The organism is Rhodospirillales bacterium, assembly GCA_016872535.1.
In the GTDB taxonomy this organism is placed as follows: Bacteria; Pseudomonadota; Alphaproteobacteria; order Rhodospirillales; family 2-12-FULL-67-15; genus 2-12-FULL-67-15.
The window spans coordinates 1-24,210 of sequence record VGZQ01000051.1; the positions used below are offsets into that span (position 1 = coordinate 1).

General features: G+C 69.4%; 22 protein-coding genes and 1 other RNA gene. All 23 read left to right on the top strand.

Features of this window, described 5'->3' with window-relative positions:
• The coding region (locus FJ311_10875; GenBank protein ID MBM3951944.1) for an ABC transporter ATP-binding protein at positions 1 to 668 on the top strand (668 nt) is incomplete at its 5' end.
• A complete protein-coding gene (locus FJ311_10880) occupies positions 655 to 1,359 on the top strand; it encodes an ABC transporter ATP-binding protein (GenBank protein MBM3951945.1) in 705 nt (234 codons plus the stop codon). The genes FJ311_10875 and FJ311_10880, both read left to right, overlap by 14 nt.
• The gene (locus FJ311_10885) at positions 1,331 to 2,236 is read left to right on the top strand and encodes a DMT family transporter (GenBank protein MBM3951946.1); all 906 of its coding nucleotides are present in this window, start codon (positions 1,331 to 1,333) and stop codon (positions 2,234 to 2,236) included. Before FJ311_10880 ends, FJ311_10885 begins: the two co-directional genes overlap by 29 nt.
• Positions 2,237 to 2,375: 139 nt before the next feature.
• Complete coding sequence (locus FJ311_10890; protein MBM3951947.1) at positions 2,376 to 3,155, top strand: DUF3750 domain-containing protein; 780 nt, start codon at positions 2,376 to 2,378, stop codon at positions 3,153 to 3,155.
• 74 nt (positions 3,156 to 3,229) lie between these two features.
• The gene (locus FJ311_10895; protein MBM3951948.1) at positions 3,230 to 3,844 is read left to right on the top strand and encodes an N-acetylmuramoyl-L-alanine amidase; all 615 of its coding nucleotides are present in this window, start codon (positions 3,230 to 3,232) and stop codon (positions 3,842 to 3,844) included.
• Between the two features lie 20 nt (positions 3,845 to 3,864).
• An RNA gene (gene rnpB / locus FJ311_10900) (RNase P RNA component class A) lies at positions 3,865 to 4,260 on the top strand.
• 144 nt (positions 4,261 to 4,404) lie between these two features.
• Entirely contained in the window at positions 4,405 to 5,400 is a 996-nt protein-coding gene (rsmH, locus tag FJ311_10905; GenBank protein MBM3951949.1) for a 16S rRNA (cytosine(1402)-N(4))-methyltransferase RsmH, read from the top strand.
• On the top strand, positions 5,397 to 5,792 hold the full coding sequence (locus FJ311_10910) for a hypothetical protein (protein ID MBM3951950.1): 396 nt from the start codon (positions 5,397 to 5,399) through the stop codon (positions 5,790 to 5,792). The genes rsmH and FJ311_10910 overlap by 4 nt, the downstream gene beginning before the upstream one ends.
• Positions 5,789 to 7,609, top strand: coding sequence for a penicillin-binding protein 2 (locus FJ311_10915; GenBank protein MBM3951951.1), 1,821 nt, complete (start codon positions 5,789 to 5,791; stop codon positions 7,607 to 7,609). The genes FJ311_10910 and FJ311_10915 overlap by 4 nt, the downstream gene beginning before the upstream one ends.
• A gap of 1 nt (position 7,610) precedes the next feature.
• Complete coding sequence (locus tag FJ311_10920; GenBank protein MBM3951952.1) at positions 7,611 to 9,065, top strand: UDP-N-acetylmuramoyl-L-alanyl-D-glutamate--2,6-diaminopimelate ligase; 1,455 nt, start codon at positions 7,611 to 7,613, stop codon at positions 9,063 to 9,065.
• Complete coding sequence (locus tag FJ311_10925; GenBank protein MBM3951953.1) at positions 9,062 to 10,492, top strand: UDP-N-acetylmuramoylalanyl-D-glutamyl-2,6-diaminopimelate--D-alanyl-D-alanine ligase; 1,431 nt, start codon at positions 9,062 to 9,064, stop codon at positions 10,490 to 10,492. The genes FJ311_10920 and FJ311_10925 overlap by 4 nt, the downstream gene beginning before the upstream one ends.
• Before the next feature lie 10 nt (positions 10,493 to 10,502).
• Positions 10,503 to 11,591, top strand: a complete 1,089-nt coding sequence (locus FJ311_10930) for a phospho-N-acetylmuramoyl-pentapeptide-transferase (GenBank protein MBM3951954.1) — start codon at positions 10,503 to 10,505, stop codon at positions 11,589 to 11,591.
• Between the two features lie 10 nt (positions 11,592 to 11,601).
• The gene (locus FJ311_10935) at positions 11,602 to 13,044 is read left to right on the top strand and encodes a UDP-N-acetylmuramoyl-L-alanine--D-glutamate ligase (protein ID MBM3951955.1); all 1,443 of its coding nucleotides are present in this window, start codon (positions 11,602 to 11,604) and stop codon (positions 13,042 to 13,044) included.
• Positions 13,041 to 14,180 carry a cell division protein FtsW gene (locus FJ311_10940; protein MBM3951956.1) on the top strand — a complete coding sequence of 380 codons (1,140 nt, stop codon included), beginning with the start codon at positions 13,041 to 13,043 and terminating at the stop codon, positions 14,178 to 14,180. The genes FJ311_10935 and FJ311_10940 overlap by 4 nt, the downstream gene beginning before the upstream one ends.
• Positions 14,177 to 15,286, top strand: coding sequence for an undecaprenyldiphospho-muramoylpentapeptide beta-N-acetylglucosaminyltransferase (gene murG / locus FJ311_10945; GenBank protein MBM3951957.1), 1,110 nt, complete (start codon positions 14,177 to 14,179; stop codon positions 15,284 to 15,286). The genes FJ311_10940 and murG overlap by 4 nt, the downstream gene beginning before the upstream one ends.
• Positions 15,283 to 16,710: a UDP-N-acetylmuramate--L-alanine ligase gene (locus FJ311_10950; GenBank protein ID MBM3951958.1), complete on the top strand. Its 1,428-nt coding sequence runs from the start codon at positions 15,283 to 15,285 to the stop codon at positions 16,708 to 16,710. Before murG ends, FJ311_10950 begins: the two co-directional genes overlap by 4 nt.
• Positions 16,707 to 17,651: a UDP-N-acetylmuramate dehydrogenase gene (murB, locus tag FJ311_10955; GenBank protein ID MBM3951959.1), complete on the top strand. Its 945-nt coding sequence runs from the start codon at positions 16,707 to 16,709 to the stop codon at positions 17,649 to 17,651. Before FJ311_10950 ends, murB begins: the two co-directional genes overlap by 4 nt.
• A gap of 129 nt (positions 17,652 to 17,780) precedes the next feature.
• Positions 17,781 to 18,686: a D-alanine--D-alanine ligase gene (locus FJ311_10960; GenBank protein MBM3951960.1), complete on the top strand. Its 906-nt coding sequence runs from the start codon at positions 17,781 to 17,783 to the stop codon at positions 18,684 to 18,686.
• Positions 18,683 to 19,486 (top strand): FtsQ-type POTRA domain-containing protein, encoded by an 804-nt coding sequence (locus FJ311_10965; GenBank protein MBM3951961.1) that lies wholly within the window; start codon positions 18,683 to 18,685, stop codon positions 19,484 to 19,486. Before FJ311_10960 ends, FJ311_10965 begins: the two co-directional genes overlap by 4 nt.
• 47 nt (positions 19,487 to 19,533) lie before the next feature.
• Positions 19,534 to 20,811, top strand: a complete 1,278-nt coding sequence (gene ftsA / locus FJ311_10970) for a cell division protein FtsA (GenBank protein ID MBM3951962.1) — start codon at positions 19,534 to 19,536, stop codon at positions 20,809 to 20,811.
• Between the two features lie 183 nt (positions 20,812 to 20,994).
• A complete protein-coding gene (locus FJ311_10975; protein ID MBM3951963.1) occupies positions 20,995 to 22,275 on the top strand; it encodes a hypothetical protein in 1,281 nt (426 codons plus the stop codon).
• Positions 22,276 to 22,662, top strand: coding sequence for a hypothetical protein (locus tag FJ311_10980; protein ID MBM3951964.1), 387 nt, complete (start codon positions 22,276 to 22,278; stop codon positions 22,660 to 22,662).
• A 253-nt stretch (positions 22,663 to 22,915) separates the two neighbouring features.
• The coding region (gene ftsZ, locus FJ311_10985; GenBank protein MBM3951965.1) for a cell division protein FtsZ at positions 22,916 to 24,210 on the top strand (1,295 nt) is incomplete at its 3' end.

Here is a 24,210-nt window from a genome sequence, read left to right on the forward strand (position 1 = left end):
CCAACGGCGCGGGCAAGACCACCGCCTTCAACGTCATCACCGGGTTCCTGAAGCCGACCTCGGGCCGGGTGCTCTATCGCGGCCACGACCTGACCCGGCTTTCGCCCGACCGCATCGCCCGATTGGGCGTGGTGCGCACCTTCCAGCGCACCAGCATCTTCGGCGGCTGCACCGTGTTCGAGAACGTGCTGACCGGGCTGCACCTGCGCGGCACCACCGAAACCTGGGGCGCCCTGTTCGGGCTCGGGCGCGTGGCGGCGGAAGAACGCGCGCTGGCCGAACGAGCGCGCGAGATCATCGCCTTCGTCGGGCTCGCCGCCCGCGCGAATGAGTTCGCCGCCAACCTCGCCTACGGCGAACAGCGCAAGCTCGGCATCGCCATCGCGCTCGCCGCCGATCCCAAGCTTCTGCTGCTCGACGAGCCGGCCGCCGGCCTCAATCCGTCGGAGACCGAGGAGTTCATGCACACCATCCAGCGCGTCCGCGACCGGGGCGTGACCATCCTGCTGGTGGAGCACGACATGCGCCTGGTCATGGCGATATCCGACACGGTGGTGGTGCTGAATAACGGCGTCATCATCGCCGAGGGTCCGCCCGAGGCGGTGCAGAACGACCCCGAAGTGATCCGCGCCTATCTCGGCCAGGGAGCCAAGCGTGCTGCGGGTTGAGAACATCACCGTCTGCTACGGCAACGTCGCGGCGATCCGCGAGGCCTCGCTCATGGTCGAGGCGGGCGAGCTGGTCACCCTGATCGGCGCCAACGGCGCGGGCAAGAGCACGCTCCTCAAGGCGATCTCCGGACTGCTGCCGCTCGCCGCGGGTCAGATTTATTTCGAGGGTCGCGCCATCGGCAACACCACGGCGCGCGAGGTACTGGCCGCCGGCATCGCCCATTGCCCGGAAGGTCGGCGCGTGTTTCCGCAACTGACGGTGCGCGAGAACCTGGACATGGGCGCGTACCTTCGCCGCGACCGCGCCGGCATGGCCGACGATCTCAAGCAGGTGTACGCGCTGTTTCCGCGCCTGGAGGAACGGCGCACGCAGGCGGCGGGCACGCTCTCGGGCGGCGAGCAGCAGATGCTCGCCATCGCGCGGGCGCTGATGAGCCGGCCCAAGCTGATGATGTTCGACGAGCCCTCGCTCGGGCTCGCGCCGACGCTGGTCGAACGCACCTTCGAAATCGTCGCCGAGGTCCGCCGCCGCGGCACCACGGTGTTGATGGTCGAGCAGAACGCGCTCGCGGCGCTCGACATGTGCGACCGCTCGTATTTGCTGGAAACCGGGCGGATCGTGAGCCACGGCACTGGACGCGAGATGCTCGACAACCCGCATATCCGCAAGGCGTATCTTGGCGGATAGGCGCGGGGCCGGGCTGGCGCTTCCGGCGCTGCTGCTCGGCGCGGTCGCGATCGGCTTCGCGCCCATCTTCGTCCGCATATCCGAACTCGATCCGACCGCGACCGCGTTTCATCGTGCGTTCTGGTCGGTGCCGGCGTTGGCGCTGTGGGTCGCGCTGGAGCGCCGCCGCCGGCCGGAAGCAATCCGCCCGCTCGCGCGCGCCGACCGGATCGCGCTGATTCTCGGCGGTCTCTGCTTCACCGGCGACCTTACCGCTTTTCATTGGGCGATCGTCACCACCTCGGTCGCCAACGCGGCGCTCTTTCTGCACTTCATGGTGATTTTCGTCACGCTCGGCATGTGGCTCCTGTTCCGCGAGCGCCCGACGCTCACGTTTGTCGCCGGCCTTGCGCTCGCGCTCGCCGGCACCGCCATCCTGATGGGCCAGAGCCTCAGCCTGTCGCCCGCGCAGCTCGGCGGCGACGCTCTCGGCCTGCTGGCGGCGCTGTTCTACGCCGGTTACATCCTGGTCGCCGGCCGGTTGCGCGCGCGCTGTTCGACCGAGACCATCATGTTGTGGACCTCGGCGTGGATGGCGCTCGCGCTCGCGCCGATCGTCTGGCTGTCGGGAGAGGCGATCGTGCCTGCCACCCTCGAAGGGCTGGCGATCCTGATCGGCGTGGCGCTGGTGCCCCATGTGGCCGGGCAGGGGCTGGTGGTCTGGGCGCTCCGCCACCTGCCGGCCGCGTTCGGCTCGGTGGTATTGCTGTTGGCGCCGGTGGTATCCGCACTGTTGGCATGGGGACTGCTGGGCGAATCCTTGTCCGGGCCGCAAATGTTGGGCGGCGCGGTGGTTCTGGCCGGCATCGGATTGGCCCGGCGCGGCAGCGCGCGCTAGGTGGTCCTCACGTTCCCTTGAGCGGTCCCTTGACCGGCGAGGCCTTGCGCTTGTCTTCCGCTCGGTTAGGTTATAAGGCGGTGCGTTGGATCACGAAGGGTCGCACGATTACGTCATGATTCGCGGAAAATTCCGTCGCATGGGCATCGGATTGTGGATCGGCGTGGCGGGGCTGGTCGCGCTGGCCGCGATCGCGGCCTCGCGCTCGGTCGGCGCCGACTGGCGCACGGCGAGCCGCGAGCCGGCCGGCATCGCTCCCGACCCGGCGGTGGTGCGCGAGGCGGTGGTGCAGGTCTACGGCGCGCGCGCGGTCGGCTGGCGCGGCGCGTTCGGCGTGCACACCTGGATCGCGGTCAAGCCGACGAATGCCGATCACTTCACCGTCTATCAGGTAATCGGCTGGCGCGTGGTGCGCGGCGGCGAAGGGGTGGTGATCGATCGCCGCCCCGCCGACCAACGCTGGTTCGGCGCCATGCCGGAACTGTTCGCCGACCTGCGCGGCCCCGGCGTCGACGAGATCATCGCCAAGATCGACAAGGCGGCGCGCGGCTATCCTCACAACGGCAACTACGGCCTGTGGCCGGGCCCCAACAGCAACACCTTCGTCGCCCATGTCGCGCGCGAGGTGCCGGAGCTGCGCCTCGATTTGCCGCCGACCGCCATCGGCAAGGATTACCTCACCAACGGCCACGTCATCGACCGGGCGCCCTCCGGCACCGGCTGGCAGTTCTCGCTGTTCGGCCTGCTCGGCGTGCTGGCGGGAGCGGAGGAGGGAGTCGAGGTCAACGTCCTCGGGCTGGTGTTCGGATTCGACCCGACCGACATGGCGCTCAAGCTGCCGATCGTCGGGCGCATCGCACCCACGCCGCTGGTCAACGGCCCGCGCGTCCTGGCGGCGGGTTCGGGCGAAGGCTCGTGACGCGCGTCGCCGTTTCGCCGCTTTCCCGCCCGTCCCCCAACCACGATCCGCGCCCGGCCGACGCGCCGATCGACATGCTGGTGCTGCATTACACCGGCATGCGATCCTGCGGCGAGGCGCTCGATCGCCTGTGCGATCCCGCCGCCAAGGTCAGCGCCCATTACCTGATCGACGAAGACGGAACGGTCCACGCGTTGGTGGCCGAGGACCATCGCGCCTGGCACGCGGGTGCTTCGTGCTGGCGGGGCGCCAGCGACGTCAACGGGCGCTCGATCGGGATCGAGCTGGTCAATCCCGGCCACGAGTTCGGCTACCGCGCCTTTCCCGAACCGCAGATGCGAGCGCTGCTCGGATTGGGACGCGACATCCTCGCCCGCCATCCGATCAGGCCCCGCGACGTGGTCGGCCATTCCGACGTGGCGCCGGCGCGCAAGAAGGATCCGGGCGAGCTGTTCGATTGGCCGCGGCTCGCCCGAGCGGGCCTCGGACTGTGGCCGGACAAGGTCGAGCCGGTTCCGGCGAGCGAGGCCGAGGTGATCGCCATGCTCGGCGCTTACGGCTACGATACCGCCGATGCGCGGGCGGCGATCACCGCCTTTCAACGCCACTTTCGCCCTGGCCGCGTCGACGGCGCCTCCGATTCCGATACCGCCGGACGCGTCCGGGCCCTGTTGCGCCTCGCCGGTTAGCGGCCTACGTTAACCCCGAGCCAGACGGCCGGATGGCCGCGCTTCGCCGCTCGCGGCGGGGTGAGGAAAGTCCGGGCTCCACGGAAGAACGGTGCCGGGTAACGCCCGGCGGGGGCGACCCCAGGGACAGTGCAACAGAAAGCAAACCGCCTCCGGGCGCGAGCCCGGCGGCAAGGGTGAAAGGGTGCGGTAAGAGCGCACCGCGCGGCCGGCAACGGTCGCGGCACGGCAAACCCCACCGGGAGCAAGACCCAATAGGGACGGCACGCCGGCGGCAACGTCGGTAGGCGGCTTCCGCGCCCGCCGTCCGGGTCGGTCGCGCGAGGCGCCCGGCGACGGGCGTCCCAGAGGAATGGCCGTCCCCCGCGCCCGTGAGGGCGCGGGGACAGAACCCGGCTTACAGGCCGTCTGGCTCGCTCTCTTCCCGACGCGGCTCAGTTAAAGACGGCCTTTTCGGCCTTTTCCCGCCCCTTTGTTAACCGGACCTAACACTTTGTTTACCCACGGCCTTTCATAGTGAGGGGTCGAGATCGTTAACGCCGGCGCGGGCGGTTAGCTCCATGATTTTGAACGAAATACGCCATGTCCCGGTGATGCTCGCCGAGGTGATCGGGGCGCTCGCCCCGAAGCGGGACTCGATTTACGTCGACGCCACCTTCGGCGGCGGCGGTTACGCGACGGCAATCCTGGAAGCCGCGCCCGGCGCCCGCGTTGTCGGCATCGACCGCGATCCGGCGGCGCTCGCCGCGGGCGAAGCGCTCGCGCGCCGCTTCGGCGGTCGCCTCGTGCTCGTCGCCGGGCGTTTCGGCGACATGGTCGAACTGCTGCGCGCGGCCGGAATTGCCCGCGTCGACGGCATCGCCTTCGACCTCGGCGTCTCCTCCAGGCACCTCGACGATCCCGCTCGCGGCTTTTCGTTCCGCGCCGACGGCCCGCTCGACATGCGCATGGAAGGCGCGGGCTCGGGCGAGGCGTCCGCCGCCGACGCCGTCAATCGTCTCTCCGAATCCGAACTCGCCGATATCCTTCGCCGCTACGGCGAAGAACGCCTAGCTTCCCGCGTCGCCCGCGCCATCGTCGAGGCGCGTTCGCGCGCGCCGATCGCGCGCACCGGCGAGCTTGCCGACATCGTGCGCCGGGTGGTGCCGCGCGCGCGCGACGGCATCGATCCCGCCACCCGTACGTTCCAGGCGCTCCGCATTCATGTCAACGACGAACTCGGCGAAATCGCGCGCGGCCTCGCCGCCGCCGAAATCCTGCTCGCCGCCGGCGGGCGGCTCGCGGTGGTCGCCTTTCATTCGCTCGAGGACCGCGTGGTCAAAACCTTTCTCATGGAACGCGCCGGGCGCGCGCCCGCGCCCTCGCGCCACCGGCCGGACCCGCCCGGGCCGGCGCGCCCGCCGACCTTCCGGCTGCTCGGCGCCGCCAAGCGTCCGGCCGAGGTGGAAATCGCAACCAACCCGCGCGCCCGCTCCGCGCGCCTGCGCGCCGCCGAACGAACCGAGGCGCCGGCCTGGCCGACCCCGTTCGACGACACCGGTCGGAGGGCGGCATGAGCGCCATGAATATTCATCGGCACGGCATCCTCTGGCGTCGGGGCGCGACGGTCCTGTTCGTCGTTCTCGCCGGTGCGCTCAGTTTCGGCCTCTACGTGGTCAAGCACCGGGTCATCGCTCTCGAAAGCCGGTTGAACGAGATCAACCGCGACATCGCCCGCGACCTTCGGGCGATCCACGTGCTGCGGGCAGAATGGAGCTATCTCAACCAACCCGCGCGCCTGCGCGAGCTGGCCGGCCGGCACCTCGGCATGGCGCCGGCTACCGGCCGCCAGTTCGGAACTCTTGCCGATCTGCCGCCGGTGGTCGCGGGCGAAAGCGGCGGCGCGGGCGAAGGCGAGAATAGGGTCGATACGCGCGTCAGCCTTGCCGGCGAAAGGATGAAGCCGTGATCCGCCGGGCATTCGCCGTCGAGGGCGCCGGTCGCCAGGCGCTCGAAACCGGGCGCAACCGCCTGGTGGTCGCGGGCGCGGTGATCGCGTTCGCCTTCGTCGCGGTCGCCGTCCGCCTGGTCGACGTCGCCGTGCTCAAGGGGGGCGAACCGCGCATCGCCCGCTCGACGCCCCCCCACGCCGCCACCGCGCGCGCCGACATCGTCGACCGTAACGGCGTGCTGTTGGCGACCAGCCTGCCGGTGGTATCGCTGTCGGCCAATCCACGCATGGTTCTCGACGCGGCCGAAGCGGCGGCCAAGCTCGCCGCCTTGTTTCCCGACCTGGACCGCGAGCAGGTCGCGGCCAAGCTCGCCTCGTCCGCGCGCTTTGTCTGGATCAAGCGCAACCTGACGCCCCGCCAGCAGTACGAGGCCAACCGCCTCGGCATTCCCGGACTCGAATTCCAGCATGCCGAACGCCGCGTCTATCCGCAGGGCCGCGCGGCGGCGCACGTGCTGGGGCTGACCGACGTCGACGGGCGCGGCATCGCCGGCATCGAGCGCAAGTTCGAGGCGCGCCTCGCCGACGGCGACGGTCCGATCGAACTTTCGCTTGACGTTCGCATCCAGGACATCCTGCGCGGGGAATTGGCGCGCCAGATGGAGGAATTCCGCGCCATCGGCGCCGCCGGCGTGGTGCTCGACGCGCGCACCGCCGAAGTGCTGGCGATGGTGTCGCTGCCCGATTTCGACGCCAACGATTCGTCCGCCGTCGCCGGCACCGACGTCGCCTTCAACCGCGTCACCAAGGGCGTCTACGAGATGGGCTCGACCTTCAAGTTGTTCACCGCCGCCATGGCGCTCGATTCCGGCACGGTGGGCTTGGGCGACGGCTACGACGCCAGCCGTCCGATCCAGATTTCCCGCTTCACCATCACCGATTACAAGGGCAAGAACCGCTGGCTGTCGGTGCCGGAAATCCTGGTCTATTCCTCCAACATCGGCGCGGCCAAGATGGCCCTCGACGTCGGCCCCAAGTTGCAGCGCGAATATCTCGCCAACTTTGGCATGCTCAAGGCCCCGCCGGTGGAACTGCCCGAAACCGGCGCGCCGCTCGCGCCCGCGCGCTGGCGCGAGATCAACGCCATGACCATCTCCTACGGCCACGGCCTCGCCGTCAGCCCGCTGCAACTGGCGAACGGCGTCGCCGCCATCGTCAACGGCGGAATTCTGCGCCCGGTCACTATCCTGAAGCGCGCGCCGAGCGAGGTGTTCGAAGGCACGGTCGCCATCGACGAAGAAACCTCGCGCCGGATGCGCGAACTGATGCGGCTTGCGGTCGTGCACGGCACCGGCAAGAACGCCGACGCCAAGGGCTACGCCGTCGGCGGCAAGACCGGCACCGCCGACAAGCAGATGGGGCGCGGCTACCGCCGCGACGCGCGCATGGCGTCCTTTGTCGGCGCGTTTCCGATTCACGATCCCCGCTTCGTGGTGCTGGCGATGATCGACGAGCCGAAGGGCAACGCCTCGACCCACGGTTACGCCACCGGCGGCTGGATCGCCGCGCCGGTGGTGCGCCGGATCGTCGAGCGGCTGGCGCCGCTCGCCGGGCTCGCGCCCGACGACACCATCGCCGACCCGCCCATGCCACTGGCAAGATCGCGCGCCGCCGATCGTATGGCCGCCGGCGGACACGCCCCCCACCCTAGCCCTCCCCCGCAAGGGGGGAGGGAATTCAAAAAGTCCCCCTCCCCCTCGATGGGGGAGGGGTGGGGTGGGGGTGAGACGATCGTTTCCGAAATCCGGCGCGGAGGTGGCGTTGAGACTCATTGAATTGACCCGGGGACTGGCCGACATCGCGGTCGCGTCGGGTGCCGATCAGGAGATCGCGGGCCTGAGCGCGGATTCGCGCGCGATCCGGCCTGGGTTTCTGTTCGCAGCCCTGCCCGGAACCAAGGTCGACGGCGCACAATTCATCGCCGACGCCCTCGCGCGCGGCGCGATCGCGGTTCTGGCCCGGCCGGAGCACGCGGCCGCCGCGTCGAACACGCGCGCCGCTTTCCTCGCCGCCGACAATCCCCGGCAGATCTACGCCCGGCTCGCGGCCCGGTTTTTCGCCCGTCAGCCCGCGGTCGTCGCTGCCGTGACCGGAACCAACGGCAAGACCTCGACCGTTCATTTCCTGCGCCAGATGTGGTCGCAACTCGATTTGCGCGCGGCCAGCGTCGGCACCCTCGGCATCGTCGGCGCCGGAGGCGAAACCTTGCGTCCCGGCGGATTGACCACGCCCGATCCGGCGGAACTGCATCGGGCGCTTCGCGATCTTGCCGACGGCGGCGTCGATCATCTGGCGATCGAGGCGTCCAGCCACGGCCTCGACCAATACCGTCTCGACGGCGTGCGCCTGACGGCCGCCGCGTTCACCAATCTGACCCGCGACCACCTCGATTACCACCGCGATATGGACGCCTATCTCGCCGCCAAGCGCCGCCTGTTCGTCGAATTGCTGCCCAACGGCGCGACCGCCGTGGTGCGCCTCGGTGCGCCCGGGGCGGACGCGATCCTTGCCGCCTGCCGCGCGCGCAAACTGAAAATCGTCACCTACGGCGGCGCCGGAGCGGATCTCGAACCTCGCGCCATCGTGCCGTCGCCCGGCGGCCAGCACCTCGATCTCGCCGTGTTCGGCGTGAAAAGCTCGGTCGAATTCCCGTTGCCCGGCGCCTTCCAGGCGGAAAACGCGCTCTGCGCCCTCGGCCTCGCGCTCGCCTGCGGCGCCGATCCGGCGCGCGCCGAAGCAACGCTGACTCGCCTCACGAGCGTGCCGGGGCGGCTGGAAAAGGCTGGCGTATCGCGCGCGGGCGGTGCCGTCTACGTCGATTACGCCCACACCCCGGACGCGCTCGCCAACGTGCTGGCGGCGCTGCGCCCGCACGCCACCGGCAGGCTCGCGGTTGTGTTCGGCTGCGGCGGCGAGCGCGATCCCGGCAAGCGCGCGGAGATGGGCCGCATCGCCGCGCGTCTCGCCGACGCCGTGATCGTCACCGACGACAACCCGCGCGGCGAGGACGCCGCCCAAATCCGCCGCGCCGTCCTCGGCGCCTGTCCGGGCGCGGACGAGATTGCCGACCGCCGCCTCGCGATCCGCGCTGCCATCGCTCGTCTTCGCGCCGGAGACGTATTGGTGCTGGCGGGCAAGGGCCACGAGCGCTACCAAATCGTCGGAACCGAATCGCACCCGTTCGACGACGCGGCCGAGGCGCGCGCCGCCTTGGCGGAGGCCGGCGTATGACCGCGAACAAATCCACCGCCGTTTTGTGGACCGCGGCCGAGGCGTCGCTCGCGACCCACGGCGTCACCTTCGAGGGCAACTGGCGGGCGACGGGCGTTTCCATCGACACCCGCACCCTGGAGCCGGGGGATCTGTTCGTCGCGCTCCGGGGCCCGCGCCACGACGGCCACGATTTCGTCGCCGAGGCGCTCAGGCGCGGCGCGGCCGCGGCCGCGGTCGCTTACTCGCCCGGCGGGGTCGAGCCCGGCGCGCCGCTGCTGCGCGTCGCCGACACCCAGGCCGCGCTCGAGGCGCTCGGTCGCGCCGCGCGCGCGCGCGCGGATGCGCGCATCGCCGCCGTCACTGGCAGCGTCGGCAAGACCGGAGTCAAGGAGGCGCTGCGCCACGTGCTCTCGCGCCAGGGCCTGACGTCCGCCAGCATCGGCAGCTACAACAACCTGTGGGGCGTGCCGCTCAGCCTCGCGCGCATGCCGCGCGAGGCCGCCTTCGGTGTGTTCGAGATCGGCATGAACCACGCGGGCGAGATCACGCCGTTGGTCAAGATGGTGCGTCCCAACGTGGCGATCGTGACCGCAATCGCGCCGGTGCACATCGAATTTTTTCCGAACCTGGAAGCGATCGCCGACGCCAAATCGGAAATCTTTTTCGGCGTGGAGCTGGGCGGGGCGGCGGTGCTGCCGGCCGAAAGCCCGTTCTTTAATCGCCTGCTGGCGTCCGCCCGCGCCGCCGGCATCGAGCGCATCGTTTCCTTCGGCGAAACCGACCGGCCCGAGGTAACGGTGCGCGCGCGCAGCTTCGACCTTATGGCCGACGGCTCGGCGGTCGTGGCCGACGTGGCGGGCCGCCGCATGGCGTACCGCATTTCCCTCGCGGGCCGGCATTGGGTCGCCAACAGCCTCGTGGTGCTGGCCACCGTCCACGCCCTCGGCGCCGACGTCGATGCCGCCGCCGTCGCGCTTGGAGATCTGCCGGCGATGAAGGGGCGGGGCGAACGCCACCGCGTCGCCCTCGCCGGAGGGGAGTATCTGCTGATCGACGAAAGCTACAACGCCTCGCCCGCGTCGGTGGCGGCCGCGCTCGCCGCCGCGGGCCAGGTGCCGCCGGGGTCGGGCGGGCGGCGGATCGCCGTGCTCGGCGACATGCTGGAATTGGGCGACGCGGCCGACGCCCTCCACGCCGGGCTGGCGGAACCGTTGCGACAAGCCGGTTTCGATCTGGTCTTTACGGCGGGCCCGCGCATGGCCATTCTCGCCCGCGCGCTGCCCGCCGCGATGCGGGCCGAGCACGCCGACGGCGCCGAGGCGCTGGCGCCCAAGGTGGCCGCTGCGCTCCGGCCGGGCGACGTGGTCGTGGTCAAGGGCTCGGCCGGCAGCCGCATGGGCGTCGTCGTCGCCCGGCTGCTCGGAAAAACCGCCAAGGGCGCCTGAGGGTCATCGTATGCTCTACCATCTTCTCGTTCCGCTCAGCGACCAGTTCGGCGTGCTCAACGTCTTCCGCTACCTCACGTTCCGCACCGGCGGCGCGGTCATCACCGCGCTCGCCATCAGTTTTCTGATCGGGCCGGCGATGATCCGCATGCTGCGCCAGCAGCAATCCGAGGGCCAGCCGATCCGCGACGACGGACCGGAAAGCCATTTCCTGACCAAGAAGGGCACGCCGACCATGGGCGGGCTCCTGATCCTGATTGCGCTGGTGGCGGCGACGTTGTTGTGGGCGGATCTCCGCAACCGTTACGTCTGGGCGACGCTCGGCGTCACGGTGGCGTTCGGCCTGATCGGCTTCATCGACGACTACATCAAGGTGGTGCAGAAGCACAGCCGCGGGCTCTCGGCGCGGATCAAGTTTTTGTTCGAGATCGCGATCGCGGTGGTGGCGGTGCTGTGGATCGTCTCGATCGCGCCGCCGCCGCTGGCGACGGCGGTGGCGGTGCCGTTCTTCAAGGCGGTCCTGATCAAGCTGGGCGGCCTGTTCATCGTCTTCGCCGCGTTCGTCGTGGTCGGAACGTCGAATGCCGTCAACCTGACCGACGGCCTCGACGGGCTCGCCATCGTGCCGGTGATGATCGCGACCGGCGTGTTCGCCCTGATCGCCTACCTGGTCGGCAACACGGTGTTCGCCAATTACTTGCAGCTCCATTACGTGCCCGGCGCGGGCGAACTGGCGGTCTTCTGCGGCGCCCTGGTCGGGGCCGGGCTCGGCTTTCTCTGGTTCAACGCGCCGCCGGCGCGCGTGTTCATGGGCGATACCGGTTCGCTTGCGCTCGGCGGCGCGCTCGGCACCATCGCGGTGGTGACCAAGCACGAGCTGGTGCTGGCGGTGGTGGGCGGGCTGTTCGTGCTGGAAACGGTCTCGGTCATCGTCCAGGTGGTGTCGTTCAAGCTGACCGGCAAGCGCGTGTTCCGCATGGCGCCGCTGCACCATCATTTCGAGAAGAAGGGCTGGGCCGAACCGACCATCGTCATCCGCTTCTGGATCATCGCCGCGATCCTGGCGCTGGCGGGTCTCGCGACCCTGAAGTTGAGGTAGAGACGGAAAGATGATCGAGGTCTATCCCTTCGCCGGATTGCCGGTCGCGGTGTTCGGGCTCGGCAAGTCCGGGATCGCGGCGGCCAAGGCGCTGGCTCAGGGCGGGGCCGAGGTCTGGGCCTGGGACGATAGCGAGGACGCGCGCGCCCGCGCCCGCGCCGAAGGAGTACCGTTGGTCGACTTATATATATGCAATTGGCGGGAGCTGACCTCGCTGGTGCTCAGCCCCGGGGTTCCGCTCCACCACCCGGCGCCGCACCGGGTGGTGGGACTCGCCCGCGCCGCCGGCTGCGAGATCATCGGCGACGTCGAGCTGTTGGCCCGTTGCATGCGCGAGCCGGCCTACGTCGGCGTCACCGGCACCAACGGCAAGTCCACCACCACCGCGCTGATCGGGCATATCTTCAAGACCTCGGGCCGGATCGCGGAAGTCGGCGGCAACATCGGCACGCCGGCGCTCGATTTGCATCCGCTCGGGCCGGACGGCGCTTACATCCTCGAAATGTCCTCCTACCAACTGGAACTCACGTTCTCGATCACCTTCGACGTCGCCGTGCTGCTCAACATCACCCCCGACCATCTCGACCGGCACGGCGACATGGCGGGCTACGTTGCCGCCAAGCGGCTCATCTTCCACCGCCAGACCAAGCCGCGGGTGGCGGTGATCGGCGTCGACAATCCCGAGTGCGAAAAAATCCACCGCGACCTCAAGGCCGCCGACGAGCAGGAGGTAATTCCGATTTCGTCGGGCAGGCGCATCGACGGCGGCGTCTTTGCTCTCGACGGCACGCTCTATGACGGCGCGTTCGTCGGCCGGGGGCGCGAGCCGGTCGCGGTCGCCAATCTCGCGGCATGCCGCACGCTGCCCGGCGCCCACAACGCCCAGAACGCGGCCGCGGCCTATGCCGCGTGCGTCGCCGCCGGGATCGATCCGAGCGTGACGGTGGCGTGCCTCCGTAGCTTTCCCGGCTTGGCGCACCGCCAGGAAACTATCGCCGTCATCGACGGCGTCGCCTACGTCAACGACAGCAAGGCGACCAACGCCGACGCGGCGGCCAAGGCGCTCGCCTGCTATCCGCGCGTCTACTGGATCGCTGGCGGACGAGCAAAAGAGGGCGGGCTTGCCGCGTGCACGCCCTATCTTGATCGCGTCCGCCGCGCCTTTCTGATCGGCGAGGCGGCAGACGGGTTTGCCAAGATTCTCGACGGCAAAGTTCCTACCACCCGTTCCGGCGATCTCCCTTCGGCGCTCGCCCAGGCGCGCGAGGCCGCGCTGGCTGATGGGGAGGGAGGCGTGGTGTTGCTTTCGCCCGCGTGCGCGTCGTTCGACCAGTTCGCCAACTTCGAGGCGCGCGGACTGGCCTTCCGCAAGCTGGTCGAGGCGTTGCCCGGCCGGCGCACGGAGCCGGAAGAAATCTCCGTCGCGCCGCAACCGAAAAGGTCCCGCCCATGACGCCGTTCGCCCGCACCGACAACAGCTTGCTCGCCCGCTGGTGGTGGACCGTGGATCGCTGGACGCTGGGCGCGGTCGTCATCCTGCTTGCCCTCGGCGCGGTGCTGACCATGGCGGCCTCGCCCGCGGTCGCCGAGCGGCTCGGGCTCGATCCTTTCTATTTCGTCCGCCGCCAGTTCCTGTTCCTGGCGCTGGGCTTCGCTCTGATGCTGGCGGTTTCCTTCCTCTCGCCGCAGGGGGTGAAGCGCCTCGGCGCGGTGTTGCTCGCCGCCTCGGTCGTGATGCTGGTGGTGGTGCTGTTCAAGGGGGTCGAGATCAAGGGCGCGGTGCGGTGGATCCAGATCGCCGGCGTTTCGCTGCAGCCGGCCGAATTCGTCAAGCCTGCCTTCGCCGTGGTCGCGGCCGGGTTGTTCGCGCGAAGGCGCCTGGACGAGCGCTTCCCCGGCTTCGCGCTGGCGGGCGTGCTGTTCGCCATGATCGCGGCGTTGCTGCTGCTGCAGCCCGACGTCGGCCAGACGCTGCTGATCGCGGCGGTGTGGGGCGTGCAGTTCTTCCTCGCCGGGCTGCCGCTGGTGCTGGTGGCGGCGATCGGGCTTGCCTTCATCGGCGCCAGCGTCGGCGCCTATTTCGCCTTCGCACACGTCCAGGCCCGGGTCGACCGCTTCCTCGATCCCTCGGGCAGCGAGGGCTTCCAGGTGTCGCGCGCGCTGGACGCGCTCCGCAACGGCGGGCTGTTCGGGCGCGGACCGGGCGAGGGCCAGGTCAAGCGCGTGCTCCCCGACGCGCACGCCGATTTCATTTTCGCGGTGGTCGGCGAGGAATTCGGCGCCATCGTCGGCTTGATCCTGATCAGCCTCTTTCTGTTTCTGGTTCTGCGCGGCTTCGCGCGCGCGCTGCGCGACTGGGATTTGTTCGTGGTGATCGCAGTCGCGGGACTCCTGGTCCAGTTCGGTCTGCAGGCAATCATCAACATGGCCTCCGCCATCAATCTGATGCCGCCGAAAGGGATGACCTTGCCGTTCGTGTCCTATGGCGGTTCCTCGACGCTTGGCATCGCGCTCGGCGTCGGCATGGTGCTGGCGCTGACCCGCGAGCGGCCCGGCGAGCGGACCGCGCAAGGACGGAGTCCGCGATGACTTCGACCATTGCGCTGGCGGCGGGCGGCACCGGCGGGCACCTGTTCCCGGCGGAAGCGCTCGCGGCCGAATTGCAAGGGCGCGGCTTCGCCCCGGTGCTGGTGACCGACGCGCGCGGCAGGCCGCTGACCCTGCCGCAAGGCCAGGCGCCGACCCATCGCGTCGCCGGCGGCGGCCTCGCCGGCAAGAATTTGTGGAGCCAACTCAAGGCCGTGTTCGCCATCGGCCTCGGCGCGGCGCAGGCGTTCCGTCTGCTCGGCCGTATTGGTGCCAAGGCGGTGGTCGGCTTTGGCGGCTACGCCTCGTTTCCGACCGTGCTCGCTGCCCAGGCGCGCGGCATTCCGACCGCGATCCACGAACAGAACGCCGTGCTCGGGCGTGCCAACCGATTGCTCGCGCGTGGCGCCAAGCGCATCGCCACCTCGTTCGCCGCGACTCGGGGCCTGCCCGCGAACGCGAGTCCGCGCGCGGTGGCGACCGGCATGCCGGTGCGCCCGCAGGTGACGGCGCTGGCGGCGATGCCCTACCGTCCGCCCGAAGCCGGCCGGCCGCTCGCGCTCCTGGTGATCGGCGGCAGCCAAGGCGCCCGTGTTTTCGCCGACACGGTGCCGGGGGCGATCGCGCGCCTCTCCGACGACGTGCGCGGCCGACTGCGCGTCGTCCAGCAATGCCGGCCCGAGGACGTGGAGCGTACGCGTGCCGCCTACGCCGCCATGAGCGTCGCCGCCGAAATTGCGCCTTTCTTCACCGATGCGCCCGCGCGGATGATCGAGGCCCAGCTGGTGGTCGCGCGTTCGGGGGCCTCCACCGTCGCCGAACTCGCCGTCCTCGGCCGCCCGGCGATTTTGGTTCCCTACCGCTACGCCGCCGATGACCATCAGCGCGCCAACGCCCGCGCGTTCGCCGATGCGGGTGCCGCCTGGATGCTGGCGGAAGAAACGCTCACGCCCGAATCGCTCGCCGCCGAACTCACGCGCCTCCTCGCCGACCCCGTCGGCCTCGCCCGCGCCGCGGCCCAGGCCCGCGCCCAGGCCAAGCCCGACGCGGCGCGCGCGCTCGCCGACGCGGTGATCGCCCTGATGCCGGTGGAAAGGTCTTTGCCATGATCGCCATTCCGCTTTCCATCGGCGTCATCCATTTCGTTGGCATCGGCGGCATCGGCATGAGCGGCATCGCCGAGGTGCTGCACAGCCTCGGTTACAAGGTGCAGGGTACCGACCAGAGCGACAGCGCCAACGTCAAGCGCCTCAAGGACCTCGGCATCCCGATCGCGGTCGGCCACGACGCCGGCCACTTGGGCGAGGCGCAGGTGGTGGTGGTGTCCTCGGCGGTCAAGCCCGACAATCCCGAGGTGGTCGCCGCGCGCCAGCGCCTGATCCCGGTGGTGCGCCGCGCCGAAATGCTGGCCGAGCTGATGCGGCTCAAATGGTCGGTGGCGGTCGGCGGCACCCATGGCAAGACCACCACCACGTCGCTGATCGCCGCCGTGCTCGACGCCGCCGGCTACGATCCGACCGTGGTCATCGGCGGCATCATCAACGCCTGGGGCAGCAACGCGCGCCTCGGCAAGGGCGGCTGGCTGGTGGCCGAGGCCGACGAATCGGACGGTACCTTCGTCAAGCTGCCGGCGACCGTCGCCGTGGTCACCAACATCGACCCCGAGCACCTCGATCACTACAAGACCTTCGACGCGCTACGCGCCGCCTTCGTCGCCTTCGTCGAGAACATCCCGTTCTACGGCTTCGCGGCATTGTGCATCGATCACCCGGAGGTCCAGGCGATGCTGCCGCGCGTGGCGGATCGCAAGATCGTTACCTACGGTTTCAGCCCGCAGGCCGACGTGCGCGCGGTCAACGTCCAACCCGGTCCCGATGGTAGTTGCTACGACATCCTGATCGCCGATCGCAAGGGCGGCGCGCCGAAAAAGATCGAGGGCATGTACCTGCCCATGCTCGGTGTTCACAACGTCGAGAACTCGCTGGCGGCGACGGCGGTCGCTCACCGCATGGGCATCGAGGAATCCGTCCTGCGGCGCGCCTTTGCCGAATTCAAGGGCGTCAAGCGCCGCTTCACCCGCGTCGGCGAGGCGAACGGCGTCGCGGTGATCGACGACTACGCCCACCACCCGGTCGAGATCGCCGCCGTGCTCAAGGCCGCGCGCACCGCGACCAAGGGCCGCGTGATCGCGGTGGTGCAGCCGCACCGCTACACGCGGCTGCACGACTTGTTCGAAAGCTTCTGCACCTGTTTCAACGATGCCGACGCGGTGATCGTCGCCGACGTCTACCCGGCGGGCGAAGCGCCGATTCCGGGCGCCGACCGCGATTCTCTGGTCGAAGGCCTGCGTCGGCGCGGACACCGCCAGGTGATCGCCCTTTCCGGGGCCGACGCGCTCGCGCGAACCGTCGCGCCGCTGGCCGCTTCCGGCGATCTGGTGGTTTGCCTCGGCGCCGGGTCGATCACCGCCTGGGCGCACGCGCTGCCGGGGGAACTCGCCGGGCTGCTTCCGATCCGGGGCAGTCGTTCATGACCGCCGCGCCGAAAATGGCGGAAGGCTTGCTCGGGCGGCTGCCGCCGGTGCGCGGACGCTACACGGCCGACGCGGCTTTGGGCCGCGTCACCTGGTTCCGCGCCGGAGGCAACGCCGAGGTGCTGTTCCGGCCCGCCGATGTCGACGATCTCGCCCAATTCCTGGCGCGCAGGCCCAAGGACGTGGCGCTGACCGTGATCGGGGTCGGATCGAATCTGCTGGTGCGCGACGGCGGCGTGCCCGGCGTGACCATCCGCTTGGGACGCGAATTCGCCAACGTGGCATGCGAAGGGGTGCGCGTGCATGCGGGCGCGGCGGTGCTCGATTCCTCGGTCGCGCTGGCCGCGGCGGCTGCCGGCATCGCCGGGCTCGAATTCCTCTCGGGCGTGCCCGGCACCGTCGGCGGGGCGCTGCGCATGAACGCGGGTTGCTTCGGACGCGAGATGAAGGACGTGACGGCGGCGGCGACGGCCCTCGACCGCGACGGCTGTCTCCGCGACTTCGACAACGCCGGACTCGGTTTTGCCTACCGGCGTTCGGGCATCCCCGAGGATTGGATTTTCGTTTCCGCGATCCTGCAAGGCGAGGCAGGCGATCCCGCCATCATCGCCCAACGCCTCGCCGACATCCGTGCGCGCCGCGAGGAAAGTCAGCCCGGCCGCGCCGCCACCGGCGGCAGCACGTTCAAGAACCCTCTGGGCAAGAAGGCGTGGGAACTGATTGACCGCGCCGGCTGCCGGGGCTTGAAGCGCGGCGCGGCGATGGTCTCGGACAAGCACTGCAACTTCCTCATCAATACCGGAGGCAGCAGCGCCGACGACATCGAGCGCCTGGGCGAAGAGGTGCGCGCGCGGGTTCGCGCCGCGACTGGCGTCGACCTCGAATGGGAAATCCGCCGCATCGGCCGCCCGGCCGGCGGCGGCGAAGCGAAAAAGGCCTAAAGCATGACGCGATCATTTGGAATCGTCACCCCGGACGGCCCGCAGGGTCGATCCGGGGCCTATGCCCATCTGAAGGCTGGATTCCCGTTTGCGCGGGAATGACAAACCCAGGAAAGGCGGTACCGGACCATGGCCAAACACATCGCGGTCCTGATGGGCGGCTGGTCGGCCGAGCGCGCGGTCTCGCTGGTCAGCGGCGCGGCCGTAACCCACGCCCTGCAACGGCTCGGCATGCGGGCGACGGCGATCGACGTGCAGCGCGACATGGGTGCCTTGATGACGCGGCTGTTTCCCCGGCCCGACGCGGTGTTCAACGCGCTGCACGGGCGCTGGGGCGAGGACGGATGCGTGCAGGGCCTGCTCGACATTCTCGGCATTCCCTACACCCACTCGGGCCGGCTGGCCTCGGCGCTAGCCATGGACAAGCCGACCGCCAAGCGCCTGTTCGCGACCGAAGGCTTGCGCGTGCCCGAACACGTGCTGGCGACGCGGGCGGAGATTCTCGCCGCCGATCCGCTGCCTCGGCCCTATGTGGTCAAGCCGCGCGACGAAGGTTCCAGCGTCGGCGTGGTGATCGTGCGCGAGGGCGACAACGCGCCCCCCACCATCCCCGAGGGCGACGCTCTCCATCGCCCGCTGATGGTCGAACGCTTTATCCCCGGGCGCGAGCTGACCGTGGCGGTGATGGGCAACCGGCCGCTCGCCGTGACCGAAATCACCACCGGGCGGGGGTTCTACGATTACGACGCCAAGTACGCCCCCGGGGGGTCGAGCCACGCGGTTCCGGCCCAAATCCCGAAGAAAGTCTACGACGAGGCGCTGGCGATGGGGCTTGCCGCCCACCGGGCCTTGGGGTGCCGGGGGGTGTCCCGGGCCGACCTCCGCTACGACGGGCGGCGGATTTATTTACTCGAAGTCAACACACAGCCGGGTATGACCTCCACATCGCTGGTGCCGGAACAGGCGGCCCACGTCGGGATTTCGTTTGACGAGCTGGTGCGCTGGATGGTGGACAACGCGGAGTGCGACGGATGAGCGAAACCAAACGGTCAAGCCCGCGACCCAAGGTGCGCCGGGCGCTGAAGCGCAAAGTTGCGCTTGCGTTCGTCCTGGTCCTGCTCGCGGGCGCCGGCGTCGCCAGTTATGCCGCGTGGCGGGACGGCCACGCGGCGCGCATCGCCGATCGCGCGCGCGTCGTCGCCGTCGCCGCCGCGGCCGAAATCGGTTTCCGCGTCGACGACGTGCTGGTGTTGGGACGCGCCGAGACGCCCCACGCCGACCTGCTTGCCCGGCTCGCGGTCGCGCGCGGCTCGCCGCTGTTCGCCTTCGACGCCGATGCCGCCCGCCGCCGCCTGGAGGAATTGCCATGGGTGCGCCGCGCCAGCGTCAGCCGCATGTGGCCCGCGACGATCGTGGTGCGGATCGAGGAACGCGAGCCGTTGGCGCTGTGGCAGCACCAAGGCCGCTTCGCGCTGATCGACCGCGACGGCCAAGTTATTTTGCGAAACGGATTGGAGCGGTTCAATCACCTGCCAGTGGTGGTGGGCGAGGACGCGCCCCTCCACGCCCGCGCCATTCTCGCCACGCTCGCGACCGAGCCCGACCTGATGAAACGGGTGACGGCGGCGGTGCGCGTCGGCGGCCGGCGCTGGAACGTGCGCATGGACGGTGTCGTCGACGTGCAGTTGCCCGAAGACGATCCCGCCGCCGCGTGGAGGCGGCTCGCCGAATACGAACGCGGCCAGGGCGTGCTCGGCCGCGACGTGCGCGTGCTCGATTTGCGTTTGCCCGACCGCCTGATCGTCCGCACCCGCGGAGCCGACAAGGAAACCTGAACGGCCATCACCCCCAATCCCCAACGGATTGCCAAGGAAGAATCCCCATGCATTCGAAGAAAAAGAAAAACGGCGCGCCCAAGACCCGCAGCGGCCTGGTCGCCGCCCTCGACGTCGGCACCACCAAGGTCTGCTGCCTGATCGCCAAGCCGGGCGGGGCGGACAGGCCCGCGCGCGTGGTCGGCATCGGCCACCAAGCGGCGCGCGGCCTGCGCGCGGGCGCGATCGTCGACCTGGAAGGGGTCGAATCCTCGGTCCGCGCCGCGGTCGAAGCGGCCGAACAGATGGCCGGCGAAAACATCCGCCACGTGGTGGTCAACTACTCGGGCGTCGGCGTCGCCTCGCGCCTGATCGCCTACGAAGTCGCCATTGGCGGCCACGCCATCGGCGACGCGGACGTGCGCCGGGTGATGGATCCGGAAGCCGCGCTCGAAGGCAAGCCCGCCGATCACGAACTGCTGCACGCGATCCCGGTCGGCTACGCGATCGACGGCACGCGCGGGGTGCGCGATCCGCGCGGACTCTACGGCCAACGCCTGGGCGTGAACGTGCACGTGATCACGGCGCCGGGAGCGGCGCTGCGCAATCTGACCACGGCGGTGGCGCGCGGGCATCTCGACGTGGAGCAGGTGGTGGCGGGCGCTTACGCCTCGGCGCTGGCGAGCCTGGTCGAGGACGAAATCCAGCTCGGCGTCACGCTCATCGACATGGGCGGCGGCACCACTTCGGTCGCGGTGTTCTTCGACGGCGAACTGGTGCACGCCGATTGCGTGCCGGTCGGCGGCATGCACGTCACCAACGACATCGCGCGCGGGCTCTCGACTCCGTTGGCGGGTGCCGAACGCCTGAAGACGCTGTATGCCAGCGTGCTGCCGTCGCCCTCCGACGATCGCGAGATGATCGCCGTGCCCCTGATCGGGGAGGAGAACGCGGCCGAGCCGCACCAGATTCCGCGCTCGCTGCTGGTCGGCATCGTGCGGCCCCGGATCGAGGAAATCCTCGAACTGGTGCGTCAGCGGCTCGAGGCCGCCGGCTTCGACAAGACCGCCGGGCGGCGCGTGGTGCTGACCGGCGGCGCCTCGCAGCTCTCCGGCGTGCGCGAGCTGGTCGCGCGCATGCTCGATCGCCAGGTGCGCCAGGGCCGGCCCAAGGCGATCGAGGGCTTGGCCGAAGCGGTGAGCGGTCCCGCCTTCTCGACCGCGGCCGGCCTGCTCGAATTCGCGCTCAAGACCCCGCGCGCGGCGGAAGCGGCGGCACTCGCCGCGGGCGAGCACCATTCGGGGCGCTTCGGCCGCTTGGGCCAGTGGCTCCGGGAGAATTTTTAGGAACCGGCCGTCCGAACTGTAGTCTTTCAACGGTTCCGGATCATCGTCATAGATCCTAATGGCGAGACAGCCGCGCCGTATGGTTAATCGTCCGTTCACCATGTTCGCCTGAAAATTGTCCGATTGAGTGGGGCAGCCGCTTCCTTCTCGGAGCGGCGACTTGCTTGCGCGTGGACAGGAACGATGGGCGAAGGTCTCGGCTTTTCGACCATACGCGGCACGGTCGCGGGCGCTGTCGCGCTATTTGTCGCTGGCGGCGCGGTCGCCGAACCGCGCGACAAACCGCCGATGGCCGAAACAGAGATGGCGCTCCATGATCCGCTCCCGCGCGAGGAAGTGCCGACGGGACCGGGCGTGCGCGCCGGGTCCTTCGTCTTGTTCCCCGTGCTCGGCCTCGGTGAAACCTTCGACGACAACATCTTCGCCAGTCGCGACGATCGCAAGGCCGACTTCGTCCGCACCGTTTCGCCCGCGCTGATCGCGGTGACCGAAGGCAAGGACCGCTTCGCCCGCCTGCAGATCGGCGCGGAGGCTGGGCTCTATAAATGGCATAGCAGCGAGAACTATTTCGACGGGCATCTCTCCGCCGAGAGCCGCATGTCCCTCTCCGCCGCGACGCAGATCTTCGGCGGCGCCTGGGCCGGACGCGACCATGAGGAAAGAGAATCGCCCAACGAAGTCTTCGGCCGCGAACCGACGCGTTATTTCGATCTGCGCGGCTACGGCGGCGTCCGCCACCGGATGGAAAATCTGACGCTGACGGCGGGCGGCCGGGTCGAACGGCTTGATTTCCGCGACACCAGCGCCGCCGGCGGCGCCATCAACAACGACGATCGCGACCGGAACATCCTCGGCGGCGGCGTTCAGGCGTCTTACGCGCTGATGGACGGATTCGAGCCGTTTATCCAGGCGGGCTTGATCGCGCGCCGTTACGACGATGCCCGCGACGACAACGGCTTCGCCCGCGATTCGACCGGCATGCGCTTTTTGGCCGGGGCGCGGTTCCGCCCCGCGCCCAACATTCTCGCCCAGGCCTTCGCCGGGCTGATGATCCAGAACTACGACGACGCCCGGCTCAAGGACATCCGCCGCCCCGCGCTGGGCGCGTCCCTCAACTGGACGCTCGCGCCCGAAACGCGCCTTGGCGCGATCCTGGACCGCGCCCTCGACGAAACGACGCTGTCCGGCGCGTCGGGTATCGTGGATACGACCGCCGCGCTGTTTTTGCGTCATGGCTTCACCGACCGGATCGCCGCCAACCTGCGACTTGGCCTGACGCGCAGCGAATTTCCCGGGGCGGGGCGAGTCGACGATCTCGCTTTCGTCGGCGGAACCGTGTCGTGGCGAATCAATTCGCGCTTCTATCTGATCGGAGAGTATACTTGGACCGGCCAGACCTCGACCGCAGACGGCGAAGCTTATCGCCGCAATCGTGTATTGCTGGGTCTGGAAGGACGGTTCTAGGTGATCCTCCGCCGCGCGATTCTTTCGGCAACGGTTGTTCTTGCGTTTGCGGCCATTGCGGTGGACGCAGCGGCGGGCTCACGCCTTGGACCCGACAGCTCGGTTTTCCTCGCCCAATCGAAGGGCAAGGGCGGCGGCACGCCCCCCGGACAGGGCGGCGAACCGCCTGGCGGCGGCGGTCCGCCCGGGGGCGATCCGCCGGGCCAGGGCGGCACGCCCCCTGGTCAAGGCGGCACGCCTCCCGGGCAGCAGGACCAGCCCGGGACTCCCTCGACTCCCGCGACCGATCATGAATCCGGCGTGCACGGAACGCGCGGCCGCGACAGCAGCGGCTTCGGTTCGCCGTCAGGTCTGCGCGGACTCGATCCGGTTCCGCAAGGCCGCTGAAAAACCGTTCGCCTGATCCGATCCGCGAAAATCCCGGACCGGATTTTTCCTCGGTCCGCCGGGCTGCATATATACATTAATATCAAGTAGTTATGGACAGGTAATCCGGCCGGGCGCCTTCAGGCGCCGTTTTTTGACCCGGCTTGGGATTTGTTCCGCCCCATCAGGGCCGCAAAACGCCCGTTTCGGTAACGGCTTATCAACCATTGGGCGGCATTCTGGCGCGAGTGCAAGACCCCTGGAGATTCGGACAATGACCATCAACTTGAGCCTCCCTTCCTCCGACGCGCCCGCCGCGACAGACCCGGCCGAGCTGCGCCCACGCATCACCGTCCTCGGCATCGGCGGCGCCGGCGGCAACGCCGTCAACAACATGATCCGCCTCGAGCTTCAGGGAGTCGATTTCATCGTCGCCAACACGGATGCCCAAGCCTTGCGCCACTCGCGCGCCGAGAAACGCATTCAGCTCGGCGTCGGCATCACCCAGGGTCTCGGCGCCGGCGCGCGCCCCGATTTGGGGCGCGCGGCGGCCGAAGAAGCGCTCGAACGGATCGTCGAGGAGGTCAAGGGCACGCACATGGCGTTCATCGCCGCCGGCCTCGGCGGCGGCACCGGCACCGGCGCCGCGCCGATCATCGCCAAGGCATGCCGCGACAACGGCATCCTCACCGTCGGCGTGGTCACCAAGCCGTTCCAGTTCGAAGGCCCCAACCGCATGCGCCTCGCCGATGCGGGGCTGCAGGAATTGGAGAGCCACGTCGACACCCTGATCGTCATTCCCAACCAGAATCTCTTCCGCATCGCCAACGAGAAGACCACCTTCGCCGACGCCTTCGCCATCGCCGACGACGTGCTCTATTCCGGCGTACGCAGCGTCACCGATCTGATGGTGATGCCCGGCCTCATCAACCTCGATTTCGCCGACGTGCGCTCGGTGATGAGCGAAATGGGCAAGGCGATGATGGGTACCGGCGAGTCGGAAGGCGAACGCCGCGCGCTCGACGCCGCCGAAGCCGCCATCGCCAACCCGCTGATCGACGACGCCTCGATGAAAGGCGCGCGCGGGGTGCTGATCAACATCACCGGCGGGCGCGACATGACGCTGTTCGAGGTTGACGAAGCCGCCAACCGCATCCGCGCCGAGGTGGACGAAGATGCCCACATCATTTTCGGCGCGGCCTACGACGAATCCCTCGAAGGCCGCATCCGCGTGTCCGTGGTCGCGACCGGCATCCGTTCGGCCGCAGCCGCCGCGCCCAAGCCGGCCGAACCGAGACTCTCGATCCTCGAGCGTCTCCAAGCCATCCGCCCAATGCCGGTATCCGCGCCCGCGCCCGTCTCCAAAATCGAACCGCGCGTGGAACCGGCGATGACGGCGCCCGCGCCCATCGCTCAAGTACCCGTCGCCGAAGTGCCCGTGGCTCCCGCCATGGCCTCGAACCTGGCCGCCGAAGTGAAAGCCGAAGCGGTCATGGCCGATGAAGCGGCCGAACTGGTTCCGCCGCCGGCCTGCGAATCGGTCGAGGCCCTCGCCGAGGCCGTTCTGCA

Coding starts and splice junctions, on each gene's coding strand:
- FJ311_10975 (MBM3951963.1), top strand. CDS start 20,995: ATGGGCGAAGGTCTCGGCTTTTCGACCATACGCGGCACGGTCGCGGGC.
- rsmH (MBM3951949.1), top strand. CDS start 4,405: ATGATTTTGAACGAAATACGCCATGTCCCGGTGATGCTCGCCGAGGTG.
- ftsA (MBM3951962.1), top strand. CDS start 19,534: ATGCATTCGAAGAAAAAGAAAAACGGCGCGCCCAAGACCCGCAGCGGC.
- FJ311_10895 (MBM3951948.1), top strand. CDS start 3,230: ATGCTGGTGCTGCATTACACCGGCATGCGATCCTGCGGCGAGGCGCTC.
- FJ311_10940 (MBM3951956.1), top strand. CDS start 13,041: ATGACGCCGTTCGCCCGCACCGACAACAGCTTGCTCGCCCGCTGGTGG.
- FJ311_10950 (MBM3951958.1), top strand. CDS start 15,283: ATGATCGCCATTCCGCTTTCCATCGGCGTCATCCATTTCGTTGGCATC.
- FJ311_10965 (MBM3951961.1), top strand. CDS start 18,683: ATGAGCGAAACCAAACGGTCAAGCCCGCGACCCAAGGTGCGCCGGGCG.
- FJ311_10910 (MBM3951950.1), top strand. CDS start 5,397: ATGAGCGCCATGAATATTCATCGGCACGGCATCCTCTGGCGTCGGGGC.
- FJ311_10960 (MBM3951960.1), top strand. CDS start 17,781: ATGGCCAAACACATCGCGGTCCTGATGGGCGGCTGGTCGGCCGAGCGC.
- murG (MBM3951957.1), top strand. CDS start 14,177: ATGACTTCGACCATTGCGCTGGCGGCGGGCGGCACCGGCGGGCACCTG.
- FJ311_10890 (MBM3951947.1), top strand. CDS start 2,376: ATGGGCATCGGATTGTGGATCGGCGTGGCGGGGCTGGTCGCGCTGGCC.
- FJ311_10925 (MBM3951953.1), top strand. CDS start 9,062: ATGACCGCGAACAAATCCACCGCCGTTTTGTGGACCGCGGCCGAGGCG.
- FJ311_10930 (MBM3951954.1), top strand. CDS start 10,503: ATGCTCTACCATCTTCTCGTTCCGCTCAGCGACCAGTTCGGCGTGCTC.
- murB (MBM3951959.1), top strand. CDS start 16,707: ATGACCGCCGCGCCGAAAATGGCGGAAGGCTTGCTCGGGCGGCTGCCG.
- FJ311_10935 (MBM3951955.1), top strand. CDS start 11,602: ATGATCGAGGTCTATCCCTTCGCCGGATTGCCGGTCGCGGTGTTCGGG.